This is a genomic window from Bacillus sp. RB3, from assembly GCF_030164735.1.
Classification (GTDB): domain Bacteria; phylum Bacillota; class Bacilli; order Bacillales; family Bacillaceae_G; genus Bacillus_A; species Bacillus_A cereus.
The window spans coordinates 172904-191704 of record NZ_JASNGE010000004.1 but is presented as its reverse complement, the minus strand read 5'-3'; the positions used below and the strand labels follow the sequence as shown (position 1 = coordinate 191704).

Below are 18801 nucleotides of genomic sequence, written 5' to 3'. Positions count from 1 at the left end.
AGTAAAACTTTGGAGTTTTTAATGTTTCATATGGGCTTGTAAAGGAATAATCTCTTCTTGTTGAGCTGTTGCGATTTCAGTTTCTTCCTGTTGAACTTCAGGCGTTTTCTTTGTTAAGTAGTGGTATACCATACCGACAAATACTGATCCGCCAATAATGTTACCAATTGTAACAGGAATTAAGTTATGAATAGCACCTGAAAAAGAAATTGTCTCAGGATGCGGTGAAACTAAAGATAAAGCAAAGAGTGATAAGTTTGCAATACTATGTTCGTAACCAGATAAGAAGAATGTGAAAACAAGTAGCATCATGACCATTATTTTTGCTGTGTCACCTTTAACCTGAGAAGGTAAGAAGCAAGCAAGACATACGAGCCAGTTACATAAAATGGCTTTAAAGAATAACTGCATCGTAGGTGTATTCATCTTTCCTTCAACGACTTTACTCATTAAGTGACCGTGATCAATTGCTTCAAAAATTCCAGTTGCGTAAAATAGTAAGGCAAAGAATAATGCGCCGGCTAAGTTACCTGCATAACAAGCAACCCAGTTACGAAGTGTATCAGAAATCGTTGTTTCTTTTCTTAAAGTTGCGACAGTAAAGTACATTGTGTTCCCAGTAAACAATTCAGCACCGCCATATATAATAAGTACGAGAGCAATCCCGAAAAACATAGAAGCGGCTAAATAAGTTGCTGGTGAATCTGCAATGTGAAAAAAGTTACCTAATTTAAAACATAGTACAATAATAAAACCGATATAAATACCAGCAAGTGCAGCACGAATGAAATATTGCATTGGGTTTGTATCTAGTATTTTCTTTTTGCTTTTAGCCAGTTTGACAACATAATCTAGTCCTTGTTCTAGCATGAGTAATACGCTCCTTTAGTAAATCTTCTATAAATACTCCTTATATGAATAAAGTACATGGAATTGTTCTTACTTTCAACAAGTTTGTGCAATGTTTCACAAAAAGGACATACATACATTAAGAAAACGTTTACAAAAGGTAGTATAATGGAATTTTTTCTGGACATTGCGAGGAAGAAAGGAAAAAGAAAAAGCGCTGTAATTACAGCGCTTTTTCGTCTAAATTCTTTTCCACTTTTACTTCTACTTCTTTTGAGAAGAACCAACCACCAACTGCGATTCCGACTAATACAATCCAGAATGTAAGCTTCCACGGAGTGGATTCTGGGAATGAATGTGGAATTACATTTAATGCAGGATGTGCTAATGTATAAACTGCTAGCTTCACACCAACCCAACCTACAATTAAGAATGCTGCAGTTTCAAGCCCTGGTTTACGTTTTAAGATTTGTACGAAAGCAGTTGCTGCAAATCGCATAATGATTAATCCGATAAGTCCACCTACAAAGATAACAACGAATTGCCCAGTATCAAGACTACCAATTGTACCTAGTCCTGTTTTTGGTAAAGTCATTGCTAGTGCAACAGCAGCTAAAATTGAATCAACTGCGAAGGCGATATCAGCAACCTCAACTTTAAATACAGTCCACCAAAAGTTCTCTTGTTTTTTCTTTGCTTCTTTTTCTTCTGTTTCTTCATCTGTATTCTTTTTAACATATGTTTTAAATAAGTGATTACCAGCGATAAACATAAGGTAGATGGCACCGATTGCTTGCACTTGCCATACATCGACTAAGAACGAAATCATAAATAACGATCCAAATCGGAAAACGAATGCCCCCGCTAATCCGTAAAATAGTGCTTTCTTTCGTTTTTCTTCTGGTAAATGTTTTACCATAATTGCAAGAACAAGAGCGTTATCAGCCGCTAAAATCCCTTCAAGTGCAATTAGGATGAGTAATACCCAACCATACTCCAATAATAATGATACATCCATGTACATTCTCCTCTCATCTCTATAACTTCTAAATAAGTGAAGAATTTCCCCACTATTTAGTTTCCCCATACTCCTGCCTATTAACTTTGGGAGAATCTGGAAATGAATGCAAAAAAGACCTCTGCCGTTAATAGGCAAAGGTCTTGCTAGACATATGTAATAAAAATGCCAACAAAGCCGGAAGAACTAAGTTCTACGTAATGACGACTTTGTTTCCAAGATATATTCTTGGACGCTACTCCCCTTTGGAGATATGTTATTGTATTCTCATTATATGGATAATTTATACGGTTGTCAACCTGTTAAAATATCTTCATTCGGATATTTTATTTTTCGGTTCTTTTTACGAGCAAATGAAAATGCCAATGTTAAAGGACCCATTTTCCCAAAAAACATCATAAAAATAATAATCGCTTTTCCAATTATAGTTAAGTGGGGTGTTAAGTTCATACTGAGGCCAACAGTCCCAAATGCTGAAAATACTTCGAAAGCACTCATCAATAGAGGAACTCGTTCAGTAATACTCAAAATTAAAATAGCAAAAAAGATAAATGAAATAGAAATAATAGTAATGGTTAATGATTTGACAATGAGAGTATCTTTAATGGATTTTTTAAATACGACAATATCTTCTTGTTGTTGTAAAAATTTAAATACGCCAAAAAATATGATTAAAAATGTTGTTAACTTAATCCCCCCACCCGTTGAAGCACTACCAGCACCAATAAACATAAGTAGCATCATTAATAGTAGGGAAGGTTTTGACAATGTAGAAATATCAACTGTATTAAAACCGGCAGTTCGCGTTGAAATTGCTTGGAAATAAGAGGCCATTCCTTCTTCAAATGGGGTAAACCCTCTCATAGAAAGGGAGTTATGGAACTCGAATATAAAAATAAAAAGGGTAGCAATAATGTTGATGATTAGAGTAGAAGAGAGCATAAGTTTTGAATGTAGTGTAAGGTTTTTAAAGTTTTTCTTTCTTTTTATGTCTACGATCACTGTAAAACCAATTCCACCTAAAATGATGAGAGAGGAAATGACGAAATTGACAATAATGCTATGAGAATGGGACATTAAATTATCGCTCCACACAGAAAAACCAGCATTGTTAAAGGCTGAGATTGAATGGAAAAAACTATAATAGATCCCTTTGGTAACCCCGTATTTTGGTACCCACTCAAAAGAAAGAATTAAAGTAGCGATACATTCGACTGTAAAAGAGAATAAAAATAATGCTTTGGCAAGACGGATGACGCCGCCTATATTCGTTTGATTTAATGCTTGTTGCAGTAAAATCCGATTTTGAAGACCGATTTTTCTTCCGAGCATAATCGCAATTAAGACAGCAAAGCTCATAATACCAAGCCCGCCAACTTGTATAAGCGTTAAAATGATACATTGTCCAAACAAAGTAAATACTTTTCCAGTGTCCACAACACCAAGCCCTGTAACCGTACAAGCAGAAACTGTTGTAAATAAAGCATCGAGCCATGAAATAGACGTTGTTGTAGCAATTGGAAGCTTTAATAAGCATGTACCTATAATTGATAACATGATAAAAGACAAAGTAAGAACGCGGGGAGGACTCATACGAATGTTAATCCGTTTCATGTTATATATCGTTCCTTTCTGTTTGCTCTTACTAGTATGTGAAAAAGTCCGATTATGTATGTGAAAAATAGAAAGAGGCAGAGAATATCTGCCTCTAAGCCATATGTTATATTATTATCCACGTAATTGTTGTTGAGCTAAAGAAACAAGACGTTTTGTTACTTCACCGCCAACTGATCCGTTAGAACGAGATGCTGTATTAGACCCTAAGCTTACGCCGAATTCTTGTGCAATTTCATATTTAAATTGATCAAGTGCTTGTTCAGCACCTGGAACTAGTAATTTGTTTGTTTTTGCCATGATGATACACATCCTTATGAGTAATCCAGTCCAGATAAGTACTTATCTGAATTGGTACTGTTATTTTATGTGGAACCGGCGTGCTCATACGCGGAAGTAATCGGTGTGATTAGAAGTTATTGGATAGAAAAAAGAGTAGCAAATTTGCTACTCTTTTTTTAGTATTGTCGCTGTACCTTCCACGACAATATCATCCGATTGATTATATATATTTGTTTGCAACGTAATGATTTTTTTATCGTCACGCTTCTTAATAACCTCTGCCACAACGCGAAGTGTATCACCGATTTTGACAGGGGCACGGAATGAAACATTTTGGGATAAATAAATCGTATTTTTGCCTGGGAGTTTCGTTCCAAGGATGGTAGAAATAAAACTCGAAACGAGCATACCATGGGCAATACGTTCTTTAAACATTGTCGTTTTCGCAAAAGAATCTAAAATGTGAATAGGATTCACATCTCCAGTCAATTTTGCAAAATTGATAATATCTTCATCTGTAATTGTTTTTGTAAGGGATGCTTGATCACCGACTTGAATCTCATCATAGCGAAGCTCCGGAACAGTTTGTGCTTCTTGAAATGGATTCATTTTGTCCTCCTTCTTTTCCATATCGAAAAATGTTAGCCATCTTGATGTAGTAGGAGGAAGAAAGAGTTTTGTTTGTGCTGCGGTTAGCTCCCACATTTTTCTTACTTGATGGAAGTAAATAGATTTTTTGAGTTTTCCTCGAACTTTTTTGCGAGTTCCAACTGTTTTGACTTGAACTCTTCCAAAAAACCCTCTAACTGTTTTTGAGCCTCTTCACGTTGTAATTGTTGTTGCTCAATAAATTGTTTTGTTGTTTCTTCAAATTGACCGCTTGTTTGTGTAAGAATTGACAAAGATGTTTTTGTAGGAGAAACAGTAAGTTGATGCATATGAGCAGAAAGTTCCTTCCATTTGTCCTGCCACTCGTTAATTTGATCATTTAAGGAGTTTCCAGTTAATTGTTTCACGTAATCTGTATATTGGTTGTTGAACTGAGCAGTGAGTTGTTGTAGTTCTTTTTCTAGTTCATCTACTCCTGATGTTAATTTATGCAAAGCGTCTTGTTGTTGTTTTAATGTTTCTAAAGTAAGCTGCTCTAATTGTTTCCCAGCTGAAGAGAAAAGGGAAAGTGATTGAGACCAGTTTTTCCAAAATGCATCGACTAATTCGTATGGTTTAGTTTCCATTGTTTGACCCCCAAATGTTTTTTTGCATATTGTGAACGCAGATTACTCTGCTGTACCACCAGGTGAAGATGAAGAATCCTTTTCATCCTTTTCTGGAGAAGTAGAAAATGGAAAGAATGCATTGGTGTATAACGTGAAAAACGTTCGCAACATATTTTGATAATGTTCAAAAGAAGTCGCACATGTTGTTAAATATTGCTCTCCATATTCAGTTAAAGAATAAATTCTTTTTGCCGGCCCTCCATCGCTTGTATCCCAAGTAGAAGAAATAAGGTTTTCTTTTTCTAATTTGCGTAGTGTTCTATAAACATTACCTTGGTCAACAGAAGAAAAGCCGATATCCATTAGCATTTGAATAAGTTTGTAACCATGAAGACTCCAGTCTTTTAGACAGAGAAGTAAGAAGGGAACTAAGAAGTTTTTTGGCATGGAGTTTGGTTGCTTCGCTTGGTTGCTCTCCAAACTTTCGCGTTGTTCTGGTTCATTTTGTAGCATGATTGTGCATCACCTCATGAATCAGTTAGATGGAATTTTTTGCTTATAAGTGCAATTTACACCTATCTGTTTTTAAAGTCAACACATTTGTTAGAAAATAGAAAAAAATAAAATATAGACTTGAAGTTTTATTCAGAATATCAGAAAATAGTGAATAGGTTGAATTGTTTCAAAAACGAAAAAGGGAGTGTAGGTAAAGTGATTGATCAAAAATTCGATCCACTACAAGCATGGAAAAATGCTTATGAACAAACCGAAACATTTTGGGGAAAAGCGCTCAATGAAACAATTAAAACAGAAGAATATTCTGCTTGGATGGGCAGCGTTCTAGATTTGAATTTGTTTTATCAAAAAGCATTAAATGATACGACAAAAAACTATTTAGAACAAGTAAATGTGCCGACGAAAGAGGATATCGCAAGAGTAGCTACGCTAGTTATTAACTTAGAAAATAAAGTAGATAACATTGAGGAGTTTCTAGAGGAGAAAGTCGATTCTTTAGGACAAGCTCCTACATTAAAGCGTGATGTGACGAAAGTGAAACAAGATATTCGTACGCTTGAAACAAAAGTAGATCAAATTTTAGAATTGCTAGAAAAGCAAAATGCAGTACTAGCTAAACTACAAGTACCTGTAAAAGAAGAGGTAAAGCCTGCGAATAAGCCAGAAAATAAAAAATGATAAAAGCGCTTGTTTATAACAGATAAAAGAGAGAGGGAGAATCTCTTTTCACGTATAAACAGCGAAACATAATTATATATGGACTCTATAGTATGAGTACCAAAATGATTCATAACAATCGTTCACAAATTCATTTAAGGGGGAAAAGAAATGGTTCAATTAAATGGAAAAGTAGCAATCGTAACAGGTGGAGCAAAAGGAATTGGAAAAGCAATTACAGTAGCATTAGCACAAGAGGGAGCAAAAGTAGTTATTAACTATAATAGCAGTAAAGAAGCAGCTGAAAATTTAGTGAATGAATTAGGAAAAGACGGACATGATGTTTATGCAGTGCAAGCGGATGTTTCTAAGGTAGAAGATGCAAACCGACTTGTAGAAGAAGCTGTGAATCATTTTGGTAAAGTTGATATTCTTGTTAATAATGCTGGTATTACAAGAGATCGTACATTCAAAAAGTTAAATCGTGAAGATTGGGAGCGCGTAATTGACGTGAATTTAAGTAGCGTATTTAATACGACAAGCGCTGTTCTTCCATACATAACAGAAGCGGAAGAAGGAAGAATTATTAGCATTTCTTCTATTATTGGTCAAGCAGGTGGATTTGGCCAAACAAACTACTCAGCAGCAAAAGCGGGTATGTTAGGATTTACAAAATCATTAGCGTTAGAACTTGCAAAAACAAATGTCACTGTAAACGCTATTTGCCCAGGATTTATTGATACTGAAATGGTAGCAGAAGTACCAGAAGAAGTACGTCAAAAAATTGTTGCAAAAATCCCGAAAAAACGTTTTGGTCAAGCTGATGAAATTGCAAAAGGTGTAGTATACCTATGCCGTGACGGTGCGTATATCACAGGTCAACAATTAAACATTAACGGCGGATTATATATGTAATGAAGTAAGAAAAAAGTGCATATCCATAGCAGGAATGCACTTCTTTTTTTAGAAGGAAATCGACCAAAAAGGAGATAGAAAAATGACTACATTCGCAACAGAATGGGAAAAGCAATTAGAGCTATACCCAGAAGAGTACCGAAAAGCATACCGCCGAGTGAAAAGGGCGAGTGAAATTTTATTACGTGAACCAGAGCCGCAAGTCGGTTTAACGCCGAAAGAGGTTATTTGGACGAAGAATAAGACGAAGCTTTATCGCTACATTCCAAAACAAGAAAAAACACAGAGAGTTCCAATTCTATTAATATATGCTCTTATTAATAAACCATATATTATGGATTTAACTCCTGGAAATAGTTTAGTGGAATATCTAGTGGATCGTGGTTTTGATGTGTATATGCTTGATTGGGGCACATTTGGTTTAGAAGATAGTCATTTGAAATTTGATGATTTTGTGTTTGATTATATTGCAAAAGCAGTAAAAAAAGTAATGCGAACTGCAAAATCGGACGAGATTTCTTTACTTGGTTATTGCATGGGTGGAACGCTAACTTCTATTTATGCAGCACTTCATCCGCACATGCCAATTCGTAATTTAATTTTCATGACAAGTCCTTTTGATTTCTCTGAAACAGGATTGTATGGCCCTTTATTAGATGAGAAATACTTCAATTTAGATAAAGCGGTTGATACATTTGGAAATATTCCGCCAGAAATGATTGATTTCGGAAACAAAATGTTAAAGCCAATTACGAACTTTGTTGGTCCATATGTTGCTTTAGTAGATCGTTCAGAGAATGAGCGCTTCGTCGAAAGCTGGAGATTGGTTCAAAAGTGGGTTGGTGATGGTATTCCGTTCCCAGGTGAATCATACAGACAGTGGATTCGTGATTTTTATCAAAATAATAAGTTGGTTAAGGGTGAACTCGTTATTCGCGGACAAAAGGTAGACCTTGCAAATATTAAGGCGAATGTCTTAAATATTTCCGGGAAACGTGATCATATCGCTTTGCCATGTCAAGTAGAAGCATTACTAGACCATATTTCTAGCACAGATAAACAATATGTATGTTTACCAACAGGGCATATGTCTATCGTTTACGGTGGAACAGCTGTAAAACAAACATATCCGACGATTGGAAATTGGCTTGAAGAGCGTTCTAATTAAAAATAAAAAAATCCAACTAGCCTATGTTAGTTGGATTTTTTTATGAAAAATAACAAAACATAGAAAGGAGAAATTTATATTTTAGGAGTATAATTATGAAACTTATGATGGGTAAGTTGTTTTGGAATACAGGAGTTTCTGTACCTTGTTATCCACTGTTAGAAAATGATATGATATGTGATGTGCTCGTAGTTGGAAGCGGCGAAGCCGGTGCTCATATAGCGCATTCGTTAGCGAAAATTGGCATGAGTGTTACACTTATTGAAAAAAGAGCAATTGCGTGTGGTAGCACAGCTGCTAATACAGGTTTACTACAATTTCTTCATGATAAATCGTTAACCTCTCTTATCCATACATTTGGTAAAGAAAAAGGGGTACGAGCATATAAGCTTTGTTATGAAGCGCTAAGAACAATGGAAGAGGTTATACCGACTCTTGATATTAATCCCCATTTTATTCCGCGAAATAGTTTATATTATGCAAGTAAAAGTGAGGATGTCTCATTTTTACAAGAGGAATATAATACGTTACAGAATTATGGATTTCCAGTTGAATATTTTACAGAAGCTGATATTAAGAAACGTTATTCTTTTGCAAAACAAGCAGCGTTATATACGCAAGGTGATGCTGAGGTGAATCCGTATTTACTAGCGTATAGTTTTTTGCATAAAGCAAACCAAATGGGAGCTAATATATATGAACATACAGAGGCAATACATATAAAAAAACGCAAAAATGATTTAATTTGTTACACGAAAACAGGAAATCAAATTGTAGCAAAGAATATTATTATGGCGACAGGTTATGAGGCGCTTTTTGGAAAGAAAGAAAAAAATACAACAGTAGACACCTCTTATGCAATTGTAACAAATGAAATAGATCAATTTGAAGGCTGGCATGAGCGATCGTTAATTTGGGAAACGGCACGGCCCTACTTATATTTTCGAACGTATCGAAACCGCATTATTGTAGGCGGATTAGATGAAGCGCTACAAATTCAAACAATTGGTGATACGAAATTATTGCATAAGCGTGATATCCTTATTAATATTGTAAAAGAGATGTTCCCGCAGTATAAAAATATACAGGCAGACTACTATTGGGCAGCCGCATTTGGTGGTACTCATGATGGTCTCCCCATTTTAAAAGAAGACGAAAAGATACATAATTTGTTTTATGCATTGCCGTATGGAGGTAATGGAACTGTATATGGAATGGTCTTTGCCAAATTATTTGAGCAGTTATTTACAAATAAAGAAAGTAAAGATTTTTCTTTATTTAATCGATAGAAAAAAGGTAGCGAAGTGATGGAATGAGAGATATAAAAAAGTTTTTACAAAAATTACGTCCTGTACAACTCATCGTTTTGTTTTATTTATTAGCGGTAGTTGTATCGGTGATATTGCTTAGTTTACCGTTTGTTACGAAGCCTGGTGTGAAATGGACATTTATAGATGCGCTTTTTACATCGGTTAGTGCGGTAAGTGTTACGGGACTGTCTGTTATTACGATTTCAGATACGTTTACTACAGCAGGAATTATTGTTTTAGCTCTTATTTTACAATTAGGCGGCTTAGGAATTATGGCGCTTGGGACATTTGTTTGGATCATTACGGGGAAAAAGATTGGTTTGCAAAGAAGAAGATTAATTATGGCAGACCATAATCAAGGAAATTTATCGGGTCTCGTAGAATTGATGCGTTCTATTTTAATTGTAATTATTTCAATAGAACTTATTGGAGCAATCTTATTGGGGACAAGATTTTTACTTTACTTTCCGACTTGGCAAGAAGCTTATTTTCACGGTTTCTTTGCAGCTGTTAGTGCGACTACGAACGGCGGATTTGATTTAACAGGACAATCATTAATTCCGTATAAAAAAGATTATATTGTTCAAATGATTCATATGTTACTAATTATTTTAGGAGCGATTGGTTTCCCTGTGCTAATGGAAGTGAAACAATTCCTTAGTAAAAGGAGACAACAATTATTCCGTTTTTCATTATTTACAAAATTGACGACAACAACATTTTTTGCACTCGTTGTTGTTGGTACAATTATGATTTTTTTACTGGAGAGAAATCATTTTTTAGTAGGAAAGTCATGGCATGAAACTGTATTTTATACATTATTCCAATCTGTGACGACGCGAAGTGGTGGACTTGCAACAATGGATATACGTGAATTATCACAACCGACGCTTTTATTTATGAGTATATTAATGTTTATAGGGGCATCTCCAAGTTCGGTTGGGGGCGGAATACGTACAACTACATTTGCTGTTAGTATATTGTCACTATACACCTTTGCAAGGGGCGGTAGAACAGTTAGAGTCTTCAAACGTCAGCTACATGAAGAGGATGTACTGAAAGCATCTGTCGTTATGACGATGGGGATTTTGTTATGTGCTACTGCGCTATTCATTTTATCTATTACGGAAAATGTACCGCTTATGAGCTTAATTGTTGAAGTTTGTTCTGCTTTTGGAACGACGGGACTATCAACAGGTGTTACGCCTGATTTAACAACTGTTGGGAAACTTGTACTTATTGTGCTTATGTTTATCGGACGCGTTGGTATTTTAACATTTATTTTAGCTAGTGGTGGAAGGGAACAACCACCTCGCTATAAATACCCGAAAGAGCGGATTATTATTGGATAGTATGAAACCATTCTACCTACGTTAGGTAGAATGGTTTTTTAGTCGTTAATGCCAAATTGTGGATGCATAAAAGCTTCATTTTTATTATCCACTTCGTTTTTTAGTAACTCTTGATTTTCTTCTGAAATCCACCCAATATCATTTGTCGGATGGATCCACTCATCGCCAGCCATAATGGCAGGATCTACTTCATCACTCCAATTGTTAAGCGGACTGTTCTCGGAATTATATTTACTGTCTCCAATTACAACATTATATTGATTCACAAAAGGTTGTTGCATCGTTTTTCCTGTTCCTTTAAAAGATGGAAAATTCATTTGATGCGGGAGCGTTTCGTCTAAAATGGGTGATTGAATCTTTTCTTTTTTCTTCAAAATTATCGCTCCTTTTTATAATGATTTCTTCATATGTAGTATTTCCATCTAACGCCTCTTATGTACTTGTTAACACTTGCCAGTAATAATTATTTTAAGTTGTTTCAAACTAGAGTAGAAAGTGATTTCTTGAGAGCAGGTGAATGTATTGGTAAAAAGAAAAGTGAAACAAAATGCGGCAATCAATAATAATAAAACTCCGAAAGAAAGCTTACCAGATGCAGAATTTGCATTAGAGTATGAAGGAGAAAATAGCGCAAAGTATGCGAATCGTAATTCAAAAAAAGGGAAACAAAAATGAGGCGTTTTTTACAAACGCCTCATTTTTTTGTGGGATTATAAAGGTTTTTTTAATTATTTGTAAATTTAGTGTTTTCTATTAGCAGAAAAATGCGAAAAAACATAGAAGTAGCAACGTATTACACAAAAACAAACAACAAACAAAAGATTAATGTTGGTTTAATACTGCTTTTACACTAGTTGTTTATATTTGAGTTGTACATAAGATTTGTAAAAGGAGAGAGAAACAGTGAAAAAAACAATCTTTAAAGCTGTAGCGACTGGAATGGTATTTTCGTTATTAATGGGGTGTGGTGCAAAGAAGGAAGAAAGTGCTGGAGCGAAAGTGAAAGATGACAAATTATCTGGATCATTAACTGTTTACACAGCAATTGAAGAAGAGCTTGTACCAATTTATCTTGATTCCTTTAAAAAGAAATATCCTGATGTGAAATTGAACATTGTACGTGATTCAACAGGAGTTATTACTGCGAAATTACTAGCTGAAGGGAAAAATACACAAGCCGATGTTGTATGGGGAACTGCGGCATCAAGTCTATTAGCTTTAGATAAAAAAGATATGTTAAAAGGATACTCTCCAAAAGGAGCAGATCGTGTTCTTCCACAATTTAAAGATGATAAGCAACCTGAAAAATGGGTAGGAAATACTGCATTTATGACGGGGATTGCTGTAAATAAAGAAGAGTTAAAGAAGAAAAATTTACCGATGCCAGAATCATATGAAGATTTAACGAAACCAGAGTATAAAGGAACACTTGTTATGCCACATCCAGCATCATCTGGAACAGGATTTTTAACAGTTTCTGCATGGCTACAAATCATGGGTGAAGATAAAGGCTGGGATTACATGAAGAAACTTCATGATAATATGGCAAGTTATACGCATTCAGGATCAAAACCAGCGAAATTAGCAGGAGCGGGTGAATATCCAGTTGGCGTATCAATGGTTTATAGTGCTTTGAAAGAGAAACAAAAAGGTGCACCAGTTGAAGTTGTATTGCCGAAAGAAGGATTAGGTTGGGAAGTAGAAGCGAACGCACTTATTAAAAAAGATAATGCAAAAAATGAAAAATTAGCGCAAGCATTTTTAGATTGGGCGATTACTGATGATGTAATGAAGTTATACTTCGAGAAAAATGGATTTGCGACAATTAAAAATGATTATAAACTTCCAGATGGATTCCCTAAAGATGTAACAGAAAAGTTATACAAAAAGAATGACTTTAAGTGGGCAGCAGAAAATCGTGACAAAATTTTAGAAAAATGGGAAAAAGAGTTTGGCCAAAAAGCAGAACCGAAAAAGTAAGTGAGTGGGAGAGAGAAAAAATGAGCGAATATTTATCAATTCAACACATTCAAAAACAGTTTGATGCATTTACAGCGTTAAAAGATATTTCTTTTACTGTGAACAAAAATGAGTTTGTATGTTTATTAGGCCCAAGTGGTTGTGGGAAAACGACATTGCTTCGAATTTTAGCAGGTCTAGAAGAGGCAACAACAGGTAGTATAGCTGTGAATGGAAAAGATATTACAGCATTACCTCCTGGAAAGAGAAACTTCGGAATGGTGTTTCAATCGTATGCATTATTTCCGAATTTAACAGCACTTGAAAATATTGAATACGGCTTAAAGACAAAAAAATATGGAAAAGCAGAAGTAAAAGAGAAAGCGCTAGAGGCGTTAAAACTTGTAGATTTACTGAATGTAAAAGATAAATATCCTGCTCAAATGTCTGGTGGACAACAGCAGCGAGTGGCACTTGCACGTGCGCTCGCTCTGTCTCCAGATATTTTGTTACTTGATGAGCCGTTATCTGCTTTAGATGCGAAAGTACGTGAAAAGTTACGTAGAGAAATGCGTGATTTGCAAGAGAAAGTAGGAGTAACAACTATTATGGTCACGCATGATCAAGAAGAGGCATTAACGATGGCTGATAAAATTGTTGTAATGAATCATGCGGAAATTATGCAGATTGGAACACCAGAGGAGATTTATCAAAGACCAGCCAATCCGTTTGTGGCAGATTTTATTGGTTCTATTAATTTCTTTTCGAAAAATAACGAAGAGCATGCAATTCGTCCTGAACATGTAACAATTGTACAAAAGGACGGTATTAAAACAGTTGTGGAAAGTATGGAATTTCGTGGATCTGTATATCGAACGGAAGTGCGAGTCGTAGAAGAAAACACACACCTTTATAATGAGAAAATTGTAGTGGATATATTAGCATCAGAAGTAGCTGATATTAGAAAAGGAGAGCCGATTCAAATCTCTTTCTCAGAAAATCATATGTTGTCATATGGAAAGAAGGTCATTGTATAGATGGAGATGTTAGAAAACTACAAGGTAGAAAGTGCGAAAAAAAAGATTAAGAGAAGTATAGGGAAAGAGGAATGGATCCAAAGGCTTGTAATTATCGGTATGATTCTTTCCTTCCTTGTCATACTTGTATTACCACTATTACAACTATTTACACAAGCTTTTTATAATAAAGATGGAGTTTTCATTGGTTTAGCGAATTTCAGTAAATATTTTACAACACCAACTTTAGTTCAGTCTTTACAAAATACGGTATGGATTTCGGGCGCAACAACAATTATTTCAGTTTCAATTGCATTCGTTTACGCATATGCAATTGCCCGTACGAATGTTTTTGGAAAGCGTGTATTTCAGTATGTAGCGTTATTACCATTGTTTGCACCAACGATGATGCACGGTATAGCACTTACATATTTATTTGGTAATCAAGGGCTAGTAACGAAAGGAATGTTTGGGTTATTTGAAGGTATACAAATCCCTTTATATGGACCAGTAGGAATTGTAATAGCTGAAGTTATGTATACATTTCCGCAAGCCTTTCTCATATTACTAATTGCCTTTCAAGGATCCGATTATCGTTTATATGAAGCTTCTAATATGCTAGGGGCGAGTAAAACAAAACAATTTTTCACGGTTACTTTACCTAGTGTAAAGTACGGATTAATTAGTGCAATGTTTGTTGTGTTTACACTTAGTTTCACTGATTTTGGGGCACCAAAAATTGTTGGTGGACAATATAATGTGCTTGCTACTGACGTATACAAACAAGTAATTGGACAGCAAAATATGTCGATGGGTGCAACAGTTGGAATGATTTTATTAATCCCAGCTATATTCGCATTTGCAGTTGATCGTATTACGCAAAGAAAGCAGGCGAATTTCTTATCTTCAAAAGCAGTACCATACAGAATAATAGCTAATAAGAAAAGAGATGTCATCTCATTCATATACTGTAGTGTGATTACATTTATGATCATTCTGTTATTTGTGGCAGTTGGTATTGCTGCAAGTGTGAAAGTATGGCCATATAATATGAGTTTTACATTTGAGCATTTTAATTTTTCGAGTTTAACAGGAGATGGACTTGAAGCATTTAAAAATAGCGTAATTGTTTCAGCAGTTACAGCAGTTATTGGGGCGATTTTAACATTTGTATTTGCATATGCAATTGAGAAAATAGACCAGCTACAATTCTTCCGAAAAACAGGTTACTTTTTCTCTATCGTTCCTTTAGCCATACCAGGTTTAGTACTCGGATTAGGATATGTCTTTTTCTTTAGTCAACCAACGATTCAAATTTTGGGACTATCAGTAACGAACCCGTTTCATTCTTTATACGGAACAATCGCTGTGTTAGTACTAGTAAATATCATTCATTTTTATTCTGTAACATTTGTCACGGCAACGACTGCTTTAAAGAAATTAGATCGAGAGTTTGAGCTTGTTTCGCAGTCGATGGGTATTCCGTTTTATAAAACATTCTTTAGAGTAACGGTACCAATGTGTTTACCAGCAATTTTAGAAATGGTAATGTACTACTTCGTAAATTCAATGGTAACTGTATCGGCAGTTGTATTCCTATATGCAGCTGATTTTAAACTAGCTGCCGTATCAATCGTAAATATGGATGATGCAGGAAATGTGGCGCCAGCAGCTGCAATGAGTGTGCTTATTGTTGTTACAAATATTGTAGTAAGAGTTGTATATGAATGGGGAACGAAAGCACTTCGTAACCGAACTTCACAATGGCAAAAAAGATAAGTAAGAAAGGTGATGGACAGAATGAAAATTGAAGCAGTTATTTTTGATTGGGCAGGGACAACAGTTGATTACGGATGTTTTGCACCACTAGAAGTATTCATGGAGATTTTTCATAAACGGGGTGTAGCAATTACAGCAGAAGAAGCTCGTAAGCCAATGGGGTTATTAAAAATAGATCATGTAAGGGCACTTACTGAGATGCCTCGTATTGCGAGTGAGTGGAATCGTGTTTTCCGACAATTACCAACAGAAGCAGACATTCAGGAGATGTATGAAGAATTTGAAGAGATTCTCTTCGCTATTTTACCGCGCTATGCTTCGCCGATTAATGGAGTAAAAGAAGTGATTGCTTCTTTACGTGAAAGAGGAATTAAAATTGGTTCAACGACTGGTTATACGAGAGAAATGATGGATATTGTAGCAAAGGAAGCAGCGTTACAAGGATATAAACCTGATTTTCTTGTTACGCCAGATGATGTTCCAGCAGGCCGTCCATATCCATGGATGTGCTATAAAAATGCAATGGAACTTGGTGTGTATCCGATGAACCATATGATAAAAGTTGGGGACACAGTATCAGATATGAAAGAAGGTAGAAATGCTGGAATGTGGACAGTTGGTGTAATTCTTGGCAGTAGCGAGCTCGGTTTAACGGAAGAAGAAGTGGAGAAGATGGATTCGGTAGAACTTCGTGAAAAAATAGAAGTAGTTCGCAATCGTTTCGTTGAAAATGGGGCGCACTTTACGATAGAAACGATGCAGGAACTCGAAAGCGTAATGGAACATATCGAGAAACAAGAACTTATTATTTCATAAAAGGGGAATAGGATCATGACTGAAAATCACTACTTATTATTAACACCAGGACCATTAACGACAACAAAATCAGTAAAAGAAGTTATGCTATACGATTGGTGTACGTGGGATGATGAATATAATACGATGGTGCAAGAAGTAAGAGCTAAACTTGTATCGTTAGCGACGAAGGAAGAAGAGAAATATACAACAGTGTTAATGCAAGGAAGCGGTACGTTTTCAGTTGAAGCAGTAATTGGTTCTGTTATTCCGGCAAATGGGAAGATTCTCGTTTGTACAAATGGTGCGTACGGTAAGCGCATTGTGCAAATGGCAGAGATGTTACAGATTGATGTAGTGGTCAGTCAAACAGAAGAGTGGGAACCTACTAATATTGTAGAAGTAGAGAAGTTATTGCAAGAAGATAAAGAGATTACGCATATTGCAGTTGTTCATTGCGAAACGACGACAGGCATTATAAATCCAATTGTAGATGTATGTAAATTAGGAAAACAGTATGGAAAGGTTACAATTGTTGATGCGATGAGTAGTTTCGGCGGGATTGAAATAGACATTGCTGATTTACAAATTGATTTTTTAATTAGTAGTGCGAATAAGTGTATTCAAGGGGTTCCTGGATTCGGATTTGTAATCGCAAAACGTGATGAATTATTGAAGTGTAAAGGGCAAGGACGCTCTTTATCTCTTGATTTATATGATCAATGGGAAACGATGGAAAAACAAAATGGGAAATGGCGTTTTACTTCACCTACACATGTTGTACATGCTTTTTATCAAGCACTACTTGAACTAGAAAAAGAGGGAGGAGTAAGAGCGCGTTACAATCGATATTACAACAATCAAAAACTACTAGTAAATAGAATGGGAGAAATCGGATTTAAGCCACTAGTAGATGAGGAATACCAATCTCCTATTATTACATCTTTCATTTATCCAAAAGAGGGATTCGAGTTTCAACAGTTATATAACGAATTAAAGCGTTATGGATTTGTTATTTACCCTGGGAAAATTTCGAAAGTAGATACGTTCCGCATTGGAAATATCGGTGATGTACATGAACAAGATATTAATCGCTTAGTTGATAGTATTGCTAAAGGAGCTGTTATTGGGTGAAAGTGTTTTGCTTAGGTGGAGCAGGTAAAATTTGTCGCGAAGCTATTTTGGATTTAGTTCAATTTTCATCTTTTGAGACAATTACAGTAGCTGACTTTAACGAGGTAGAGGGCCGTAAAGTAGTAGAATGGCTCAACGACCCTCGTGTTGATTTTGTAAAAGTAGATGTAACGGATCACGAGGATACGGTTGCAAAAATGATTGGTTATGACATTGTAATGGACGGTACGACGATAAAGTTAAACAGATTGTCGACCCGCTGTATTGCAGAAGCAGGATGTCACGGTGTGAACTTAAATGGATTTGGTGAAGAAAATGAATCGCATGCTATATTTGTTGAAAATGAAAAGATATGTTTACCTGGATTTGGCATGACGCCGGGTGTAACGCAAATGATGGCAATGCATGCAGCAAATCAATTGGATACTGTAGAGTCTGTCCGTGTAAGTCACGGTTCGTATCGTCCGATTGCTTTTTCTGCATCAATTACAGAGACAACGACATATGAATATGATCCATATTTACCATCGCGTACAGTGTATGAAGATGGTGAATTTAAGCAAGTACCTCCGTTTGCGCGTCCGAGAGAAATAGAATTGCCAGAGCCTTATGGTAAGGCAACGCAGTATATCATTCCGCATTCTGAAACGATTACGCTAGCAAAGGCATTAGAAAATAAAGGTGTCAAACTGATAGAGACGAGAGGAACTTGGCCACAGCAAAATATGCAACTTGTACGTGCTTTATATGATTACGGCATATTGCGTAATGATCAGATTGAAATAAACGGGAAAGAAATAGGCATTATGGATTGTATTTCACAGTATTTATTGCAATCGAAAGAAGGGCAAGAAACAGAGCTTTATGGTTATGCACTTCATGTAGAAGTAATAGGTATGAAAAATAATGAGAAGCAAAGACATGTGTTATATCATACACATCCGTTATCTGATGGTTCTGTTGTAGGATGGGAAAAATTAAGAGCGTATACGAGAAACGTCGGTATTCCATTTGGGATTGCTGCAGAGTTAATTGCAAATGGAAATGTAAATAGGGTGGGTGTTGTTACGCCTGAAGAAGCCTTTGAAAATCCACAATTAATTTTTGATGAGCTAGCAAAGCGCGGTATTCATATTCATGAAGAAGTTTCTACTTATAAAGAAAATTATAGCTTTGTATAAGTAAGGACGTTTATAAGGGAGATATAAATGAGGTGAAGC

Annotated in this window: 20 protein-coding genes and 1 riboswitch; of the genes, 12 read left to right on the top strand and 8 right to left on the bottom strand. The window is 35.7% G+C overall.

Translation table 11 applies throughout. The features are described from left to right. Positions 1-18: 18 nt before the first annotated feature. From QO049_RS08525 to phaQ, 7 genes are all read right to left on the bottom strand, one after another. Complete coding sequence (locus tag QO049_RS08525; protein WP_000893027.1) at positions 19-870, bottom strand: formate/nitrite transporter family protein; 852 nt, start codon at positions 868-870, stop codon at positions 19-21. Positions 871-1072: 202 nt separating this feature from the next. Continuing rightward, entirely contained in the window at positions 1073-1867 is a 795-nt protein-coding gene (locus QO049_RS08520; protein WP_000383326.1) for a TerC family protein, read from the bottom strand. An 82-nt stretch (positions 1868-1949) separates the two neighbouring features. After that, positions 1950-2123, bottom strand: a riboswitch (yybP-ykoY riboswitch). A gap of 38 nt (positions 2124-2161) precedes the next feature. Then, positions 2162-3481 (bottom strand): TrkH family potassium uptake protein, encoded by a 1320-nt coding sequence (locus tag QO049_RS08515; RefSeq protein ID WP_000822330.1) that lies wholly within the window; start codon positions 3479-3481, stop codon positions 2162-2164. 114 nt (positions 3482-3595) lie between these two features. Next, complete coding sequence (locus QO049_RS08510; protein ID WP_001140707.1) at positions 3596-3781, bottom strand: alpha/beta-type small acid-soluble spore protein; 186 nt, start codon at positions 3779-3781, stop codon at positions 3596-3598. A gap of 147 nt (positions 3782-3928) precedes the next feature. Continuing rightward, positions 3929-4372, bottom strand: a complete 444-nt coding sequence (locus tag QO049_RS08505; protein WP_193411527.1) for a MaoC family dehydratase — start codon at positions 4370-4372, stop codon at positions 3929-3931. Positions 4373-4473: 101 nt separating this feature from the next. Next, positions 4474-4998, bottom strand: a complete 525-nt coding sequence (gene phaP, locus QO049_RS08500) for a polyhydroxyalkanoic acid inclusion protein PhaP (protein WP_000448594.1) — start codon at positions 4996-4998, stop codon at positions 4474-4476. Positions 4999-5040: 42 nt separating this feature from the next. After that, the gene (gene phaQ, locus QO049_RS08495) at positions 5041-5493 is read right to left on the bottom strand and encodes a poly-beta-hydroxybutyrate-responsive repressor (protein ID WP_000939955.1); all 453 of its coding nucleotides are present in this window, start codon (positions 5491-5493) and stop codon (positions 5041-5043) included. A gap of 198 nt (positions 5494-5691) precedes the next feature. Here phaQ and phaR point away from each other — a divergent pair, with 198 nt between their 5' ends. The 5 genes from phaR to QO049_RS08470 all read left to right on the top strand — a co-directional run bounded on the left by phaR (position 5692) and on the right by QO049_RS08470 (position 10898). Beyond that, positions 5692-6174, top strand: coding sequence for a polyhydroxyalkanoic acid synthase subunit PhaR (phaR, locus tag QO049_RS08490; RefSeq protein WP_000566942.1), 483 nt, complete (start codon positions 5692-5694; stop codon positions 6172-6174). A 150-nt stretch (positions 6175-6324) separates the two neighbouring features. Continuing rightward, complete coding sequence (locus tag QO049_RS08485; RefSeq protein ID WP_000250407.1) at positions 6325-7068, top strand: acetoacetyl-CoA reductase; 744 nt, start codon at positions 6325-6327, stop codon at positions 7066-7068. Between the two features lie 82 nt (positions 7069-7150). After that, complete coding sequence (gene phaC / locus QO049_RS08480) at positions 7151-8236, top strand: class III poly(R)-hydroxyalkanoic acid synthase subunit PhaC (protein ID WP_000206336.1); 1086 nt, start codon at positions 7151-7153, stop codon at positions 8234-8236. A gap of 95 nt (positions 8237-8331) precedes the next feature. After that, on the top strand, positions 8332-9525 hold the full coding sequence (locus QO049_RS08475) for an NAD(P)/FAD-dependent oxidoreductase (RefSeq protein ID WP_000772518.1): 1194 nt from the start codon (positions 8332-8334) through the stop codon (positions 9523-9525). 23 nt (positions 9526-9548) lie between these two features. Next, positions 9549-10898, top strand: coding sequence for a TrkH family potassium uptake protein (locus QO049_RS08470; RefSeq protein WP_001204707.1), 1350 nt, complete (start codon positions 9549-9551; stop codon positions 10896-10898). Between the two features lie 38 nt (positions 10899-10936). Here the strand turns inward: QO049_RS08470 and QO049_RS08465 are convergent, their stop codons facing one another. After that, positions 10937-11272, bottom strand: coding sequence for a DUF3905 domain-containing protein (locus QO049_RS08465; protein WP_000726028.1), 336 nt, complete (start codon positions 11270-11272; stop codon positions 10937-10939). A gap of 148 nt (positions 11273-11420) precedes the next feature. Between QO049_RS08465 and QO049_RS08460 the strand changes: the two genes are divergently transcribed. From QO049_RS08460 to QO049_RS08430, 7 genes are all read left to right on the top strand, one after another. Beyond that, positions 11421-11573 carry a hypothetical protein gene (locus tag QO049_RS08460; RefSeq protein ID WP_000240799.1) on the top strand — a complete coding sequence of 51 codons (153 nt, stop codon included), beginning with the start codon at positions 11421-11423 and terminating at the stop codon, positions 11571-11573. Positions 11574-11801: 228 nt separating this feature from the next. Then, positions 11802-12878 (top strand): putative 2-aminoethylphosphonate ABC transporter substrate-binding protein, encoded by a 1077-nt coding sequence (locus QO049_RS08455; protein WP_000750895.1) that lies wholly within the window; start codon positions 11802-11804, stop codon positions 12876-12878. 20 nt (positions 12879-12898) lie between these two features. Beyond that, complete coding sequence (locus QO049_RS08450) at positions 12899-13894, top strand: putative 2-aminoethylphosphonate ABC transporter ATP-binding protein (RefSeq protein WP_098876430.1); 996 nt, start codon at positions 12899-12901, stop codon at positions 13892-13894. Continuing rightward, a complete protein-coding gene (locus QO049_RS08445; protein ID WP_000425518.1) occupies positions 13895-15652 on the top strand; it encodes a putative 2-aminoethylphosphonate ABC transporter permease subunit in 1758 nt (585 codons plus the stop codon). A 21-nt stretch (positions 15653-15673) separates the two neighbouring features. After that, on the top strand, positions 15674-16468 hold the full coding sequence (gene phnX / locus QO049_RS08440) for a phosphonoacetaldehyde hydrolase (protein WP_000687365.1): 795 nt from the start codon (positions 15674-15676) through the stop codon (positions 16466-16468). Positions 16469-16483: 15 nt separating this feature from the next. Continuing rightward, positions 16484-17581, top strand: a complete 1098-nt coding sequence (gene phnW, locus QO049_RS08435) for a 2-aminoethylphosphonate--pyruvate transaminase (protein WP_000138230.1) — start codon at positions 16484-16486, stop codon at positions 17579-17581. Continuing rightward, the gene (locus QO049_RS08430) at positions 17578-18762 is read left to right on the top strand and encodes a saccharopine dehydrogenase family protein (RefSeq protein ID WP_000862174.1); all 1185 of its coding nucleotides are present in this window, start codon (positions 17578-17580) and stop codon (positions 18760-18762) included. Before phnW ends, QO049_RS08430 begins: the two co-directional genes overlap by 4 nt. Positions 18763-18801 lie beyond the last annotated feature (39 nt).